We start from the raw sequence: 15,850 nt of genomic DNA on the forward strand, positions 1-15,850 counted from the left end.
GCGTGAACAGTGAAAGAGTCGTCGGGCCCGGATACGCCGGAGGTTGCTATGGGGCATAGCGACGGCGCGGTGAAGCGCATGGTGGACGGCCCACCTCTCTCGGGGAAATCCGCCCCGAATAGGAGGTCGCGATGACGGGAGTGTCCTGGCTCTCGGATCGTCGCTCCCCTCCTGCTTTTCGGCTCATGGGCCGTTGCAGAGTGGAGGGTCGCTTCCCGATTACAGTGGCGGGACCGCGCCGGTTTCGCACCGGCTTCCTCTTTCGTCATCACCTGACCGGGGCGTTCTGGGGCGGGGAACTGAAGTGCAAGCAGACGTTTTACTAGACCTGACACGTTTATTGAAGCGGCGACATCCTGGTCATTGTCACCAACCGTGATTCGACGGCTCACGTCAATCACGCATCTGGCCACGTAACCCTGAAAGCTAGTCAGGTGTTCAAGGATCCGAGACGCACACTCAAGGGGCTCCCGATTGGGTAGTCTCGTGTAGGAACATATCGCCGAAAGCCAGTTTCCCTTTACGCCATCGCCCAGGAGCGATTTTGCCTGCGATCGCGGTGACAGTCCGTGGCGAGCTTGTCCAATCCTTAGCCATACGAGATCCCCACCAGTAAGACACAGACGAATGATCTAGCATGCGCGCCACCTCTGCGTTCGGACCTTCCCCTAAGTCAACCAATTGATCAACTAATTCGTCCCGTCGCTTATTCAGAGTAATGGCCATCTTGAAGGTGTCTTCGGTCGCCGACCTCGGTATATCTAATCCGCGCGGGGGGGGGGGCTCCCAAGAAAATCAGGCATGCGGCGGACGACACGAAATACATTTAATTTTTCGCTATTGTTCTGCCCTGCAATGAGGTTCAACTTTCGGAGAGGGGAAACCAATTTGAAGTTCTCCATGAAAACTACGAAAGCCGCGGATGCCGACGCCGTTCAGTAGCTCTCCCATGCACTCATCCCGCCAGGTCCGCGGCAGCGGGCATCGTCGTGGTCGAAGCAGGATGACGTAGCGGCGCCCGCAACACGGCGACGTGGGCTCGACGGCTCGGTAAGCCCGTGATGGCGGTACTGGGGCCGGTGACCTCCGCATCGTCGCAGGGGTGCCACCGGATGATCCGGGAAGGTGAAGCGCGTCTGGTGGGCAGTGCGCACGAGGTCGTGGAGGAATGCGGTCCGCTGCTCGGGCGTGACGACGGACGTGATGCGTTGTTCCGCCGCGATCTCGATGGCTTGTCGAGGGAGAGTTCTCTTGTGTACGAGGCTTTTCCGGCCACGGACAGTTGCACTCCGTCCGTCCTGGCGGAGTCGGCGGGTGTGCCGGTCGAGCAGGTGCGTGCGGCGTTGACATTGCTCGAGCTGGACGGGCTCGTGGTCCTGGTGGACGGTGGCTGGCGGCGTGCGTGAACCTCACCAGGGCCGGATGTCAGTCTCCACGTGGGGGGTGGTGCAGTTGCGCGAGCATGCGTTCTCTCAGGCTGTCGTAGATCGGCGAGGATCCCATCAACTGCGCTACGGCGAATGCCCCGGCGACGGCTGCGAGCATCGGGACGGTGATGCTGGTCGTCGCGGTCATCTCCATGACGAGGACCGCGCCGGTGACGGGTGCGCGCACCGTCGCACTGAACATCGAGGCCATTCCCACGATTGCCATCGGCACCGCAACAGAGGAATCGATTCCGGGAACTATTGCGTGGCAGATCCCCGCGTAGAGCACGCCCCACAGCGCACCGAGCGCGAGTAGCGGAGCGAACAGACCTCCCGGAGTGCCCGCGGCATACGAGAGGGGCCCCGTGGCGAACCGCAATGCGACGTACAACGCGACGAGCGGGATCGCGAGCGCGCCGCCCGACAGCACGTGCTGCACCAGGGAGTCGCCGCCGCCGGTAGCAGGAGGTGAGGCTGCGGAGAGCAAGCCGATGGCACCTCCGATTGCAGTGGCCTTCACCACCGAGGGGACCGAGCGGAGAGCGTCCACAACGGACAGTGAACCCATCACCGCACGGTTGTAGGCAGCGCCGAGAACTCCGGTGAGGAGACCGAACACGACGAACGCCGGGAGCAGGGTGATCGAGGGGGGATCGACCGGGCCGACCGAGAAGTCAGGCGAATCTCCGACGACAAGACGGGAGCACGCGACCCCGACGGCGACAGACACCAGAACCGGCACCACAGTCCGGAGCCGGAACGAGTGCATGACTTCCTCGAAGACGAACAGCGCGCCACCGATGGGCGCATTGAACGCGACCGCCAGTCCCGCGCCGGATACCGACGTCTGCAGGAGTCGCTGGTGATCGGCGTTCATGCCCGCGCGGCGAGCTGTCTCGGCCCCTGCGACTGCGCCCATGTGCACGATGGGGCCTTCACGTCCGAGCACGAGACCCGACCCGATGCTGAGGACGCCGCCCACCAACGTCGCAGGCAATATCCGGAATTGCGGTGGGTCGACCTCGCCGCGGGAGACGGCCTCGACATGCTGAATACCGCTACCGGATGCGAACGGCACCCAGCGCACTATCAACGCCGCGATCGCGGCACAGACGGCCGTGACCCCCATCGGGATCAACCATCCCGGTCCGGGCAACTCGTGCGCCCAGCCCAGAAGATCGATCCGTGCTGCGTCAGCCCTCAGCAGACACCATCGGAACGCTCCTCCGACGAAGCCGATCAGCGCGCCGGCAACAGCAGCGACCAGGCAGACGATTGCGAGTTCGCGCGCGACTACGGGAGCTTCGTCCGATTTGTCGCGTGAATCCGCCATGCGCTCTCCAGTACCGGGGGATGTCGGCTACGGGCGCAGGCCGCGCCGTGCCGGCGCGGCCGTGAAGGGATCGAACGCAGGCGATCGAGAACAATCCACACTCGGAAGTATGGCCACCGGAGTCTGTCCTGCGTGGTCGTTCGGACGTTTCGGCCGGTCCGGGAATCGGAGTATCGCGGAATCGTCCCGGCGGGTCGGCGTCGCCGGGGTGTCGTGTCAGTTCTCGGTGGTCTCCGAGTCGGTGCCTTCGGCGGCGGCGGTGTCGTCCACGTACCAGGCGCGATCCTCCCGGTCCCACTTCACGCCACCGCGGTGGGCCTTGCGGAACTCCCGGAGAACGGCCCGGTCGATCGACACGTGACCGTTGTCGTTGACGTAGGTCCACTCGGGTCCGAACTTGGCCTCGATCGCGTCGACCATGTCGGTCTGGGTGACCTTGTGTTCCGTGGTGATGATGTCGGTCATCCAGGTGGCGATCTCGGTCGCGGTGGTGCTCATGGGTATCGAGCCTAGAGCGTCCCGAGGGGTGACGTCCCCGCTGGACCCCGCCTCGGAGTACGGTTGCGCCGATATAGGTAACCCTTACCAGGAGGCGCAGTGGCCCGGAAATCTCCGTCATCGACGACCCTGACCGTGCTGCGCACGGAGACGATCGCCGAACACTTCGTGCGGGTCGTCCTCGGCGGGGACGGCTTCGGCGACTTCGCCGCGCGAGCCGACACCGACAGCTACGTCAAGATCGAACTTCCCGCGGGGGAGGACACAGCGGTCCGCACCTACACGGTGCGACGGGTCGACGAGGCTGCCCGCGAGATCTGGATCGACTTCGTCGTGCACGGTGACCAGGGTGTCGCCGGACCGTGGGCGCGCAGCGTGCAGCCCGGCACCGACGTCGTAGTGCGCGGACCGGGCGGTGGATACCGGCCCGATCCGGCCGCGGATTTCCACCTGCTCGCGGGCGACGAGACGGCACTCCCGGCGATCGCTGCTGCACTCGAGTCGCTGCCCGGCGATGCTCGGGGCGCGGTATTCGTCGAGGTGGCGGGCGTATCCGACGAATTGCCCTTGTCCGTTCCGGCGGGTGTCGAGGTCCACTGGGTGCATCGTGGGGTGGCTGCCGGTGACGCGCCGCAGAACCTGATCGACGGGAGCGCTCCGCTCGTCGCCGCGGTGAAGTCGCTCCCGTGGCCGGCCGGGGACGTCCACGTCTTCGTGCACGGTGAGGCGGAGACGGTGATGAAGCATCTTCGTCCGTACCTGCGAAAGGACCGGGGCGTGAGTCCTGCCCGCGCCTCTATCTCCGGGTACTGGCGTCGTGGTCGTACCGAAGAAGGCTTCCGGACCTGGAAGCAGGAATTGGCGACCATCGAAGCGTCGTAACGGCATTCACAACGAGTGCGGCCCGGGTCCCCGGTGAGGGGAGCCGGGCCGCACTCGTCGTGCCGACGGGCGCGTTGCGTCAGTGCGCAGGCTCGCGGGCGGCGTCGACGCGGGATTCCCTGGTGAGCACGGTGAACGCGGTCAACGCGAGGGTCCCGCACACGAGGATCGAGATCGCCATCGGTACCGCGGTGCCCTCACCGCCGAGTCCCACGAGGGGCGAGACGAGTGCCGCGAGCCCGAATTGGGACGCGCCGATCACCGCCGAACCGGTGCCGGCCGCCTTGGGGACCTGCGACTGGGCGAGCGCGGTGGCGTTGCCGAGGATGAAGCTGAGGCTGCTGACGCACACGAACATCAGCGGGAGGATCAGCCACGGTGTGTACCCGACGACCAGGATCGAGAGCAGCAGGAGTGCTCCACCACAGAAAAGGGTGGTGACGCCGGCGCGCAGCAGCGACCGCGTCGGGAAACGTCCGATCAGACGGCTGTTGACGATGTTACCGCCGACGAGACCGACGGAATTCACGGCGAAGACGAGAGAGAACTGTCCCGGGCTGAGTCCGAGGATCTCCTGCGTCACGAACGGGGACGCCGAGATGTAGGAGAACATCGCCCCGAAACTGAGAGCGAAGGTCGCGGCGTAGCCGACGAACCGCCGCTGCGACAGCACGTACCCGAAGTTGCCTGCCATGGCGGAGAAGCCGCCCCCGTGCCGCTTCTCCGGCGGCAGGGTTTCCGGGACGAAGAGCAGCACCGCAACGGTCATCGCGACGGCCAGCGCCGTGAGAACCCAGAAGATGCCACGCCACCCGATGGGACCGAGAAGCGCGCCGCCGAGCAGGGGCGCGGCTACCGGCGCGATACCGCCGATGATCATCATGATGCTGAAAAGCTTGGCGGCCTGATCGCCCCGCGCGCGGTCGGCGATGACCGCACGCGCCAGGACGATTCCGATTCCGCCGCTGAATCCTTGGACAAGACGCGCGGCGATCAGCACCTCCACCGTCGGCGCCAGCGCGCAGAGGGCGCTGCTCGTCACCAGGACGAGCGTGCCGATGATGAGCAGTCGGCGTCGCCCCCAGCCGTCGGAGAGCGGCCCGATCATCAGCTGTCCCAGGCCGAGACCGGCCATGAACGTCGTCAGGGTGAGCTGGACACCGACCGTCGTCGTGCCGAGGCTTTCGGACATGACGGGGAGCCCGGGAAGGTACATATCGGTGGAAAGTGGTGCGATCGCCGACAGCAGCGCGAGCGCGCAGAGCATCGACAACGGGATTGTTTTACTCACTAACGAACTGTAACGGCGTGGCTCGTTGCGTCGTGCGGTGACTCCGCGCACGGTAGACCCATGCGAACCGACGGTCCGAGAGAACTGCCGCCCCCGCTCGCCGTGCACCTCGACGATTTCGCCGACCACCTCGCCCTCGAGAACAACCGCTCCGCCCACACCGTGCGCGCCTACTCCACCGATGTCCGGTCCCTGCTCGCCCACCTGGCTGCAACGAACCCGGACGCTCGCATCGCGGACCTCGACCTCGCGACGCTGCGATCGTGGCTCGCAGGGCAGGTCGAGGCCGGCGCGGCACGGACCACGATTGCGAGACGCACGTCGACGGCGCGGGCGTTCACGGCCTGGCTGGTTCGGACCGGGCGGCTCGACCAGGATCCGGCAGTGCGACTCGCGTCGGCGCGGGCACATCGGACACTGCCCACAGTGCTGCACGACGAGCAGGCCATCGAGGTCATGGAGGCCGCGAAATCGGGTGCGCAGGAACTCGACCCGTCGGCACTCCGCGACCGGGTCATCCTCGAGGTCCTGTACGCGACGGGCATCCGTGTCGGCGAACTGTGCGGGATGGACCTCGGCGACGTCGACAGCGAGCGGCGCGTGCTACGTGTGCTCGGCAAGGGTGACAAGGAGCGGGTGGTGCCCTACGGCGTTCCGGCGGCCGACGCGCTCGATGCCTGGCTCCGTCACGGCCGCCCGCATCTGGTGCGGCCGTCGTCCGGCGAGGCGCTGCTACTCGGGAAGCGCGGCGGACGCATCGACCAGCGCCAGGTCCGCACGGTCGTGCACGACGCGGTGTCGGCAATTCCCGGAGCCCCAGATCTCGCGCCGCACGGACTCCGGCACAGTGCCGCGACCCATCTCCTCGAGGGCGGCGCGGATCTGAGAGTGGTCCAGGAAGTGCTCGGGCATTCGAGCCTCGCAACCACCCAGCTCTATACGCACGTGTCCGTCGCGCGGCTGCGTGCCGTGCACGAGCAAGCACATCCACGGGCCTGACGACCGGAACGTCGGCCCTCGTCGCCCGCGCGAACTGTCCTCCGCGCAGGGGTTCGCCCGGTGCGGACGTGCGCAGTCCCGCCCGGATTGATAGCGTGCGCGCCGCACCATCGAATTCGGGGGGATCAGATGAGACGCGACGAACCGGGCCATGCTCTGCCCGCGTGGCTGCGGGACCAGCCGCCTGCCGCAAGTGAGCCACCACCGGCACGGAAGTCTTTCCGCCGGGTGGTCCGGCCGGAGGGGGCAGGCTCCGAACCGAAGAGTGAGACGCCCGAGACAGCTGCCACCGCTGTGCAGGCGGCCGAGCGCCCCGTCGCGTCGGTCCCGTTCGGAACGCCACTCCTGCCCCCGGCCGGTGCGGCGGACGACGCGGGAGAGACACCGAGCCCGGAGCCCGGAGCGCCGCGATCCGAAGACATGCCGCGCTCCGAAGAGACCGAGCCGTCCGTCACGGCTTCCGAACCATCCCCGGTGAACGCCTCCGGGGAGGACTGTCCCGATCCGGTGGTCGAGGCCGAGGAACCCTGGGCGCCGCACCAGGCCGGTGAACACGATCCGTCGGCGTTGCTCCCGCACGCGTTCGAGCACCAGCCGTCCACTGTCGATCTCGCGTCGGACGTGCTGGTCCGACGATCCCGTCGTTCTTCGCCGGCCGGGTGGCGCCGTGGTGTGCAACGGTTCGCGAAGGGACTCCTCGAGCCCGGCGACTCCACGGGGAGCGCTCGCCACGAACATCTCGTGGAACGAATCCGGCAACCGATCTCGGGGGATTACCGCATCGCGGTGCTGTCCCTCAAAGGTGGGGTGGGCAAGACGACCACGACGATCGGGCTCGGTTCCACGTTCGCCTCGTTACGTGGCGACTGTGTGGTGGCGGTCGACGCGAATCCTGATTTCGGCACGCTCGCGCAGCGCATCCCGCAGCAGACCGACGCCACGGTCCGGGACCTGCTCGCGGCAGCGCCCACGATCCGGCGCTATTCCGATGTCCGGGCGCACACCTCCCAGGCGCCGAGCCGGCTCGAGGTGCTGGCGAGCGAACGTGACCCGGCGGTGTCGGAGGCGTTCAGCGAGGACGACTACCGCGCTGTCGTCGACATCCTCCAGGTCTTCTACAACATCATCCTCACCGACTGCGGTACCGGGATCATGCACTCCGCGATGCGGGGAGTACTCGATCTGGCGAATGCCCTCGTGCTGGTGGGGTCGCCCGCGCTCGACGGCGCGCGGAGCGCTGCCGCGACCCTCGACTGGTTGCAGGCCCACGGGTACGACGATCTGGTCGACCGCACGGTCGTGGTGATCAGCGCGCCGCGTCCGGGCACGTCGACGATCGACATGGATGCGCTGACCGCGCATTTCCTCGCGCGGTGCCGCGCACTGCATGTCGTCCCGTTCGACGAGCATCTGGCGGAGGGAGCCGAGATCGACCTCGAGCGGTTGCGGCCTGCGACCCGGCGTGCCTTCGTCGAGCTTGCCGCGATCGTGGCGGACGACTTTCCGCCGTTGTCCGGCCGGCATGCCGGCCGCGGCTGACGATCCGGGTGTCTCCGGTCCGGCCGAGGGTCGCGGCGCGCTGCTCAGTGCTTGCCCGGTAGCTCTACCTCGGCCGGTGACTTGTCGGTCCGTAGTCCTTTCCAGCTCGGATGGCGCAGGCTCCCGCCCGCGTATTCGCGGAACTCGACGTCGCCGACGAGGACAGGCTCGACCCAGTGCGCATCGCGGGTGTCGCGAGCCGGTGCCGGGACTGCCAGCGGGCTCGTCGTCCGCTCGAGCGAATCGAGTTGTGCGCGCAGCGTCCGCCGGGTTGCGGCGGTGAAACCCGTGCCGACCTTCCCGATGTACACCAGCTGCCCTTCGTCGTCGTGCGCGCCGAGAATCAGGGAACCGATGCCTCCGGCGGCCGACCCCGACCCGGGGAGCCAGCCGACGACCACGACCTCGGTGTTGTTCCGCAGCGGTGATTTGATCCAGCTCGGCGCCCGGGCCCCGGGCAGATACGTCGAGTCGAGGCGTTTGGCCACCACGCCTTCGAGCCCGTGCAGGCGGGCGAGGTCGAGCATCTGCGCGCCGTCGACATCGGTCCAGTACGGCGGGATCTGCACCTGCGGACTCGGCCGCACCAGATCGTCGAGCACGGCCCGGCGCTCGGCATACGGCAACGCGGTGGTCGACCGGCCGTCGACGGCGAGAACATCGAACAGGTACAGCACCACCGGGATCTCGCGTCGCAACGCAGGCGTGGGCCGCTGCACGTGCATCCGGCGCTGGAGCCGGTGGAACGACGGTCTTCCCTTCGCATCGAGCGCGACGATCTCGCCGTCGAGTACCGCCTCGCGGCCGCCCAGGGCGATCGACACCGGGCCGGGCAGTTCCGGATAGGAGACGGTGATGTCGTTGCCGTTGCGGCTCGAGAATCGGCAGTCGTCGGCTCCGGCCCGCGCGATCGCCCTGACACCGTCCCATTTCATCTCGAATGCCCAGCCGTCCCCGGCCGGCAGCACGCCGAGGGTCGCCAGCATCGGGGACGGCTCCGTCGACGCGGAAGGCATAGACCGAGTCTGCGGCATCCACCCGGGCGGTGATCGGCGAATCGGCAGCGTGGTCCCCGGTTACTCGTCCTCGATGCCGGTCACACCGGATGGAGACGGATCACCGGTCGCTCCACGAGGGGGAGGGGGTCGAGATACTCGTCCCGGTCCCGGCGCAGTCCCCAATGCAGGCACGCCGCGACCGGGCACCCCTCGTGACCGCTCTCGACGGTGCCGATCGGATCGCCGCGCCCGATGCGCCGCCCGGACACGACCGCGGCGACGACGGGTTCGTACGTCGTGCGCAGCCCACCGGGATGGTCGACGGACACGACAGGCTTCCCCGCGACGGTGCCTGCGAACACCACCACACCGTCACCCGCAGACCGGACGTGCTGTCCGGGCGACGCGGCCAGGTCGACGCCGCGGTGACCGGGCAGCCAATTCCGGTCGGGCGGGTCGAAGGCGCGGGTGACGGCGGGCCGGGGATCGAGCGGCCATCCGAACAGCGGACCGGCGGGCGGCCCGTCGGTCCGGAGGGGGCCGCCCAGGGCCGGGACGGTCCCCACGGTGAACACCAGCACCGCGAGGCAGGCGCTGCGGGACACGATCCGGCGGACGGCCGCGATACTCATGCAGGAAGGGTGCCGTCCGCAGCCGCCCGAGCGACAGACCCGATCCGGGTCTGTGGACAAAGCGGGAGTGCTCCACAGGGGCGACGTGCCGGTTTAGCGATCCGGCACCTGGGCACGTACACTTGTCGGGCGGTCTGTGTTCGCAGATCGACTTCGCGCGTCCGCGCACGGTGTCACCCGTTCGTACGGTGTACACCCGATGGCCGTCGATCGGTCCCGCAAGGGTTCGACGGGCATGTGGACGCCAGGGCGGGGATCGCAAGATCGCCCGCATCAACCGACACGAAAGAGAGACAACAGCCATGGCTGTCGTAACCATGAGGCAGCTGCTCGACAGCGGCGCCCACTTCGGTCACCAGACTCGACGCTGGAACCCGAAGATGAAGCGGTTCATCTTCACCGACCGCAACGGCATCTACATCATCGACTTGCAGCAGACGCTGACGTACATCGACAAGGCGTACGAATTCGTCAAGGAGACCGTCGCCCACGGTGGCACGATCCTGTTCGTCGGCACCAAGAAGCAGGCGCAGGAATCCATCGCCGAAGAGGCCACTCGCGTCGGAATGCCGTACGTGAACCAGCGCTGGCTCGGCGGCATGCTCACCAACTTCTCCACCGTCCACAAGCGCCTGCAGCGCCTGAAGGAGCTGGAGGCCATGGAGCAGACCGGTGGCTTCGAGGGTCGCACCAAGAAGGAAATCCTCATGCTCACGCGTGAGATGAACAAGCTGGATCGCACCCTCGGTGGTATCCGCGATATGGCCAAGGTTCCGTCGGCCGTGTGGATCGTCGACACCAACAAGGAGCACATCGCCGTCGGTGAGGCTCGCAAGCTCAACATCCCGGTCATCGCGATCCTGGACACGAACTGCGATCCCGACCTCGTCGACTACCCGATCCCGGGTAACGACGACGCGATTCGTTCGGCTGCGCTTCTGACCAAGGTTGTCGCTTCCGCCGTCGCCGAGGGCCTCCAGGCCCGCGCCGGCAAGAGCACGGACGCCGACGCCAAGCCCGAGGCCGGCGCCGAGCCGCTCGCCGAGTGGGAGCAGGAACTGCTCTCGCAGGCCACCCCGGCCGCCGAGGCCGAGGCCCCTGCTGCAGAGGCTCCCGCGGCGGAAGCTCCCGCTGCCGAGGCACCTGCCGCGGACGCAACGCCCGAGGCCTGATCCCGATGGACGGCCCCGACCGGTAGATCGCAAGATCCATGGTCGGGGCCGTCTGTTCGCGAGCGGCCCGGACATTCGCTGCGCCGCCCGCACTCCGAGACTTTCCATCACAGACACAGGAGGCTCGCTTCCATGGCGAACTACACCGCCGCCGACGTCAAGCGTCTCCGTGAGCTCACCGGCTCCGGAATGCTGGACTGCAAGAATGCTCTCGCCGACAACGACGGCGACTTCGACAAGGCCGTCGAGCAGCTGCGCATCAAGGGTGCCAAGGACGTGGGCAAGCGCGCCGAGCGCTCCACCGCCGAGGGCCTGGTCGTGTCCAAGGACGGCGTGCTCGTCGAGCTGAACTCCGAGACCGACTTCGTCGCCAAGAACGACGAGTTCAAGGCTCTCGCCGACACGATCGTCACTGCGGCCGCGCAGGCGCGTCCCGCCGATGTCGACGCCCTCAAGGCCGTCGAGATCGACGGCAAGACGGTCGACGCGCTGGTTCAGGAGATGTCCGCGAAGATCGGCGAGAAGCTCGAGCTTCGCCGCGTCGCGTCGTTCGACGGCCAGACGTCCGTCTACCTGCACAAGCGTGCTTCGGACCTGCCGCCGTCGGTCGGCGTGCTCGTCGAGTACACCGGTGAAGGCGACGCTGCCGCCGAGGCCGCGCGTGCCGCCGCGATGCAGATCGCTGCGCTCAAGGCCAAGTACGTCACCCGTGACGAGGTCCCCGAGGACATCGTCGCCAACGAGCGTCGTATCGCCGAGGAGACCGCAAAGGCCGAGGGCAAGCCCGAGGCTGCGCTCCCGAAGATCGTCGAAGGCCGCGTCAACGGCTACTTCAAGGATGTCGTGCTCACCGAGCAGGCCTCCGTCACGGACTCGAAGAAGACCGTCAAGGCGATCCTCGACGACGCCGGTGCCACGGTGGTCCGCTTCGTGCGGTTCGAGGTCGGCGCCAGCTAGAATGTCTGCTTCTCGACCCCGCCGGCTCTCTGCCGGCGGGGTCGAGGTGTGTCAGGGCACGCCCACCGGCACGCGCACGGCCGCCGCACGGGCGGTCCGCCGCCGTGCGAACGGTCATGACACAGCGTGTCGTCTCGCGCCCGGTCTCGGTTCCACCGGGTCGATGAGGCAGGATGAAAGGGCCGATTCATGCGCAACCAGAGGAGAGTCATGTCCGAACACGCCCACGAACGGCCCGGTTTCCGCCGGGTGCTCCTCAAGCTCGGCGGCGAGATGTTCGGCGGCGGCACCGGCAAGGTGGGGCTGGATCCCGACGTCGTGACCACGGTGGCAGAGCAGATCGCCGAGGTCGTGCGCAGCGGTGTGGAAGTTGCCGTGGTGATCGGCGGCGGAAACTTCTTCCGCGGCGCGGAACTGCAACAGCGCGGCCTCGAACGCGCTCGCTCCGACTACATGGGCATGCTCGGCACGGTCATGAATTCCCTTGCGCTGCAGGATTTCCTGGAGAAGCAGGGTATCGACACCCGCGTGCAGACCGCCATCACGATGGGGCAGGTCGCCGAGCCGTATCTCCCGCTTCGCGCCCGCCGGCACCTCGAGAAGGGCCGCGTCGTCATCTTCGGTGCGGGCATGGGCATGCCGTACTTCTCCACCGACACCACCGCCGCGCAGCGCGCGCTCGAGATCGGGGCGGACGTCGTGCTGATGGCGAAAGCCGTCGACGGCGTCTATTCCGCCGACCCGCGGGTGGTTCCCGATGCGGTGATGTTCGAGGAGATCACCCACCGCGAGGTCATCGAGAAGGACCTCAAGGTCGCGGACGCGACCGCTTTCAGCCTGTGCATGGACAACTCCATGCCGATCATGGTCTTCAACCTGCTGACCAAGGGCAATATCGCCCGGGCCGTCAACGGTGAGAAGATCGGAACGCTCGTACGGTCATGAACGGACAACGGAACATGGAGGAACTGCCGTGATCGATGAAGCCCTCTTCGAAGCCGAGGAGAAGATGGACAAGGCCGTCACGGTGGCCAAGGACGAGCTCGGGGGCATCCGCACCGGACGCGCGAATCCCGGCATGTTCAACCGCATCGTGGTGGACTACTACGGCTCGCCGACGCCCGTCACGCAGATTGCCAGCATCAGTGTGCCCGAGGCACGCATGGTCATCGTCAAGCCGTACGAGCAGTCACAGCTCGGCGCGATCGAAACCGCGATCCGCAACTCCGATCTCGGCGTGAACCCGAGCAACGACGGGCACATCATCCGTATCTCGGTGCCGCAGCTCACCGAGGAACGTCGCCGCGAACTCGTCAAGCAGTCCAAGTCGAAAGGCGAGGACGCGAAGGTTGCCGTGCGCAACGTCCGGCGCAAGGCGATGGAAGAACTCGGCCGCATCCAGAAGGACGGCGAAGCCGGCGAGGACGAAGTCAACCGCGCGGAGAAGGAACTCGACAAGACCACGGCCAAGTACGTGGCGCAGATCGACGAACTGATCAAGCACAAGGAAGCCGAGTTGATGGAGGTCTGACGGTGGGCAGAGCCGACGGGTCTTCAACCCCGCAGCTTCCACTCGGTGCCGAAGGCGACTCCGGTACCACCCCCGCAGTCTCGGACTCGACATCCGGTACCGCACCCGCGAAGCCGGCCTCCCGTGCCGGCCGAGACCTCCCTGCCGCGATCGCGGTGGGGTCCGGGCTCGGCGGTCTTGTCATCGTAATTCTGCTGTTCGCCCCGACTGCCTGGCTTGCCGTGGTCGCGGCGGCGATCGCCATAGCAACGTGGGAGGTCACCAAGCGCCTCCGCGAAGCCGACGTGTCGGTTCCGCGCGTGCCTCTCCTGCTCGGTGGGCAGGCGATCATCTGGCTGGGATGGCCGTACGGCACCACCGGCGTCCTCGGTGCCTTCGCGGGCACCGTGGTGGTCACCATGTTGTGGCGACTGTTCGACCGCGGCTTGGCGGCGCAGCCGCACAACTATCTCCGGGACACCGCGGTAGCGGTGTTCACCGCGGCGTGGTTGCCGCTGCTCGCCTCGTTCGCGACATTGATGGTCCTCGAAGATCAGGGTGCCGCCCGCGTCTTCTGCCTGATGCTGGTGTGCGTGGCGTCCGATATCGGTGGTTACGCGGCGGGCGTGCTGTTCGGTAAGCACACGATGGCCCCGGCGATCAGCCCGAAGAAGTCCTGGGAAGGATTCGGAGGTTCGCTGGTCGCCTGTGTGGCCGTAGGAATCCTCACCGTCACCTTCCTGCTCGACGGCCCGTGGTGGGTCGGTGCCGTCCTCGGCGTGGTCCTGGTCTTCACGGCCACGGCCGGTGACCTGATCGAATCCCAGGTCAAGCGGGAACTCGGCATCAAGGACATGGGCACACTCCTGCCGGGCCACGGCGGCATCATGGATCGGCTGGATTCGATCCTGCCGTCCGCATTCGTCACCTGGCTGATCCTCACCGCTTTCATCTAGTGGCTGTCGGCAACAGCGGCCGCGACCGGGGCGTGATAGCGAGCCCCAACATCTGGCACTGGCCCGCGGTCTACGAAGAGGAGAACCGGGCCCAGGACACCCGCGGCGCCGTTTATGCGGCGCTGCGGGAGTCGGTCGACTGGACCGGCCGTGATGTCGTCGACGTGGGATGCGGCAGCGGCTACCATCTGCCGATGTTCGCCCGTGCGGCGCGCACGGTGACCGGTGTGGAACCCCACCCGCCGCTCGTGGCGGCGGCACGGCGCCGGGTCGAGGATCTGTCGACCGTCCGGGTTCTGCGAGGATCCGCCGCGTCTCTGCCGTTGCCGGACGGCTCCACCGACCTCGTTCACGCCCGCACCGCCTACTTCTTCGGCCCCGGATGCGGGGCCGGAATCCTCGAGGCCATGCGGGTGCTGCGGCCCGGGGGAGCGCTCGCCGTCGTCGATCTCGACGCGACCGCCCATCCGTACGGAGAGTGGATGCGCGCCGACCTCCCGCACTACGACCCTCCGGCCGTCGAAGCGTTCTTCCGCGCCCAGGGATTCGACCTGCGACGCGTCGACACGGAATGGGCGTTTCCGGACCGTGCGGCCCTCGAACGCGTGCTGGGTATCGAATTCGGCCCGGAGGTGGCATCCCGGGCGATCAGGGAAACACCCGGCACGACACTGACCGTGCGCTATCGCCTCCACGTCCGTCGCAAACCGGCAGGCGTCGAAATACGCTGAGCCGGACCGCGTCGTGCCCGTCAGCGCGACACTCCGACGTGGAATGCCCTCGCGAGTTCGGTGATCTTCTTCGCTTTCGCCAGTGTGGGCAGGTCGCTGCCGTCGTGCACACCGTGGCCGTCCTCGCCCAGTTCGTCGATCACCCGGCGTGCCCATGCGACGTCCTCGGCGCTGGGACTCAACGCCGCGTTGACATACGGCGTCCGCTCCGGCGTCATACAGAGCTTTCCGGTCATGCCCATCGAGCGTGTGTGCTCGGCATCCTGCCGCAGCGCCGCCGGGTCGGCGCTCAGCGATGGACCGTCGACGGGCCCGGGCAGGCGCGCGGCGCGACTGGTGATCACCAGACGCGACCGCGGGTAGGCCAGGGCCAGCGGCGAATCGCTCATACCGGTGTCGCGCCGGAAGTCACCGCTGCCGAAGACGAGGCGGAACGTGCCGTCGGCCCGGGCGATCTCGGGCGCGGCCTCGAGACCGGTCGCCGACTCGATGAGCACCAGGATCCGGGTACTGTCGGGCATCGCGTCGGCGGTGGCATCGACCTGCTGGCCGCTTTCGGTCTTCGCGAGCATGACTCCGGCGAGATGCGGGATCGCGCTCAGAGCCGCGAGGTCGTCCGCCCAGTGCGGGGTGCTGGTGTCGTTGATGCGCACCCACGCGGAGCCGCCGTCGCTGATCCAGTGCGCCACGGCGGCGCGGGCTTCCGCCTTGCTCGCGGCCGGAACCGCGTCTTCGAGGTCCAGAACGATCGCGTCGGCGGGCGACGCGGCCGCGGCGTCGAATTTTTCCGGTGCGGTGCCGGGCACCAGTAGCCACGATCGGGCGAGTTCCGGAGCGATGCTGGTGGCCATAGAGCCATCGTCCCCCTGCCGATAGGCGAGCATCACAGCAACGGCGAGTCCGGCCCGCTCCGGTTCATGGGAGA

15 protein-coding genes, 1 pseudogene and 1 riboswitch are annotated in these 15,850 nt (G+C 67.5%); of the genes and pseudogenes, 10 read left to right on the plus strand and 6 right to left on the minus strand.

What is annotated here, in order from left to right:
- Window positions 1-118: 118 nt before the first annotated feature.
- A riboswitch (cobalamin riboswitch) is annotated at window positions 119-291 on the minus strand.
- Window positions 292-977: 686 nt separating this feature from the next.
- A pseudogene (locus ACLQ3J_RS00870) lies at window positions 978-1,406 on the plus strand (DNA-processing protein DprA); the annotation flags it as partial.
- A 19-nt stretch (window positions 1,407-1,425) separates the two neighbouring features.
- On the opposite strand, the gene ACLQ3J_RS00875 reads toward ACLQ3J_RS00870, so the two are convergent.
- Window positions 1,426-2,760 carry a ClC family H(+)/Cl(-) exchange transporter gene (locus ACLQ3J_RS00875; RefSeq protein WP_425901917.1) on the minus strand — a complete coding sequence of 445 codons (1,335 nt, stop codon included), beginning with the start codon at window positions 2,758-2,760 and terminating at the stop codon, window positions 1,426-1,428.
- Between the two features lie 216 nt (window positions 2,761-2,976).
- A complete protein-coding gene (locus ACLQ3J_RS00880) occupies window positions 2,977-3,258 on the minus strand; it encodes a DUF6953 family protein (RefSeq protein WP_296550834.1) in 282 nt (93 codons plus the stop codon).
- Window positions 3,259-3,357: 99 nt separating this feature from the next.
- On the opposite strand from ACLQ3J_RS00880, the gene ACLQ3J_RS00885 reads away from it, so the two are divergent.
- On the plus strand, window positions 3,358-4,140 hold the full coding sequence (locus ACLQ3J_RS00885) for a siderophore-interacting protein (RefSeq protein ID WP_425901919.1): 783 nt from the start codon (window positions 3,358-3,360) through the stop codon (window positions 4,138-4,140).
- Window positions 4,141-4,219: 79 nt separating this feature from the next.
- Here the strand turns inward: ACLQ3J_RS00885 and ACLQ3J_RS00890 are convergent, their stop codons facing one another.
- Entirely contained in the window at window positions 4,220-5,407 is a 1,188-nt protein-coding gene (locus tag ACLQ3J_RS00890) for a multidrug effflux MFS transporter (RefSeq protein WP_425902267.1), read from the minus strand.
- Window positions 5,408-5,515: 108 nt separating this feature from the next.
- Here ACLQ3J_RS00890 and ACLQ3J_RS00895 point away from each other — a divergent pair, with 108 nt between their 5' ends.
- The gene (locus tag ACLQ3J_RS00895; protein ID WP_425902269.1) at window positions 5,516-6,430 is read left to right on the plus strand and encodes a tyrosine recombinase XerC; all 915 of its coding nucleotides are present in this window, start codon (window positions 5,516-5,518) and stop codon (window positions 6,428-6,430) included.
- Window positions 6,431-6,850: 420 nt separating this feature from the next.
- A complete protein-coding gene (locus ACLQ3J_RS00900) occupies window positions 6,851-7,969 on the plus strand; it encodes a MinD/ParA family ATP-binding protein (RefSeq protein ID WP_072698887.1) in 1,119 nt (372 codons plus the stop codon).
- Between the two features lie 44 nt (window positions 7,970-8,013).
- Here ACLQ3J_RS00900 and ligD read toward each other — a convergent pair whose 3' ends face one another.
- Together ligD and ACLQ3J_RS00910 are read right to left on the minus strand one after the other, a co-directional pair.
- Window positions 8,014-8,985 carry a non-homologous end-joining DNA ligase gene (ligD, locus tag ACLQ3J_RS00905; RefSeq protein WP_169620550.1) on the minus strand — a complete coding sequence of 324 codons (972 nt, stop codon included), beginning with the start codon at window positions 8,983-8,985 and terminating at the stop codon, window positions 8,014-8,016.
- Between the two features lie 80 nt (window positions 8,986-9,065).
- Window positions 9,066-9,599, minus strand: coding sequence for a M23 family metallopeptidase (locus ACLQ3J_RS00910; protein WP_358472930.1), 534 nt, complete (start codon window positions 9,597-9,599; stop codon window positions 9,066-9,068).
- A 302-nt stretch (window positions 9,600-9,901) separates the two neighbouring features.
- On the opposite strand from ACLQ3J_RS00910, the gene rpsB reads away from it, so the two are divergent.
- The 6 genes from rpsB to ACLQ3J_RS00940 all read left to right on the plus strand — a co-directional run bounded on the left by rpsB (window position 9,902) and on the right by ACLQ3J_RS00940 (window position 14,925).
- Window positions 9,902-10,771 (plus strand): 30S ribosomal protein S2, encoded by an 870-nt coding sequence (gene rpsB, locus ACLQ3J_RS00915; RefSeq protein ID WP_072698618.1) that lies wholly within the window; start codon window positions 9,902-9,904, stop codon window positions 10,769-10,771.
- A 132-nt stretch (window positions 10,772-10,903) separates the two neighbouring features.
- A complete protein-coding gene (tsf, locus tag ACLQ3J_RS00920; RefSeq protein ID WP_425901922.1) occupies window positions 10,904-11,728 on the plus strand; it encodes a translation elongation factor Ts in 825 nt (274 codons plus the stop codon).
- A 210-nt stretch (window positions 11,729-11,938) separates the two neighbouring features.
- Window positions 11,939-12,673, plus strand: coding sequence for a UMP kinase (gene pyrH, locus ACLQ3J_RS00925; RefSeq protein ID WP_072698616.1), 735 nt, complete (start codon window positions 11,939-11,941; stop codon window positions 12,671-12,673).
- A 28-nt stretch (window positions 12,674-12,701) separates the two neighbouring features.
- Window positions 12,702-13,259, plus strand: coding sequence for a ribosome recycling factor (gene frr, locus ACLQ3J_RS00930; RefSeq protein ID WP_072698615.1), 558 nt, complete (start codon window positions 12,702-12,704; stop codon window positions 13,257-13,259).
- Between the two features lie 2 nt (window positions 13,260-13,261).
- Window positions 13,262-14,194, plus strand: coding sequence for a phosphatidate cytidylyltransferase (locus ACLQ3J_RS00935; protein ID WP_072698614.1), 933 nt, complete (start codon window positions 13,262-13,264; stop codon window positions 14,192-14,194).
- A gap of 32 nt (window positions 14,195-14,226) precedes the next feature.
- Window positions 14,227-14,925, plus strand: coding sequence for a class I SAM-dependent methyltransferase (locus tag ACLQ3J_RS00940; protein WP_425901923.1), 699 nt, complete (start codon window positions 14,227-14,229; stop codon window positions 14,923-14,925).
- Window positions 14,926-14,945: 20 nt separating this feature from the next.
- Here the strand turns inward: ACLQ3J_RS00940 and ACLQ3J_RS00945 are convergent, their stop codons facing one another.
- Window positions 14,946-15,776, minus strand: a complete 831-nt coding sequence (locus tag ACLQ3J_RS00945; protein WP_425901924.1) for an HpcH/HpaI aldolase/citrate lyase family protein — start codon at window positions 15,774-15,776, stop codon at window positions 14,946-14,948.
- Window positions 15,777-15,850: the final 74 nt, after the last annotated feature.

Origin of the sequence: Rhodococcus sp. DT1 (assembly GCF_049844875.1) — a bacterium.
GTDB lineage: Bacteria > Actinomycetota > Actinomycetes > Mycobacteriales > Mycobacteriaceae > Rhodococcus.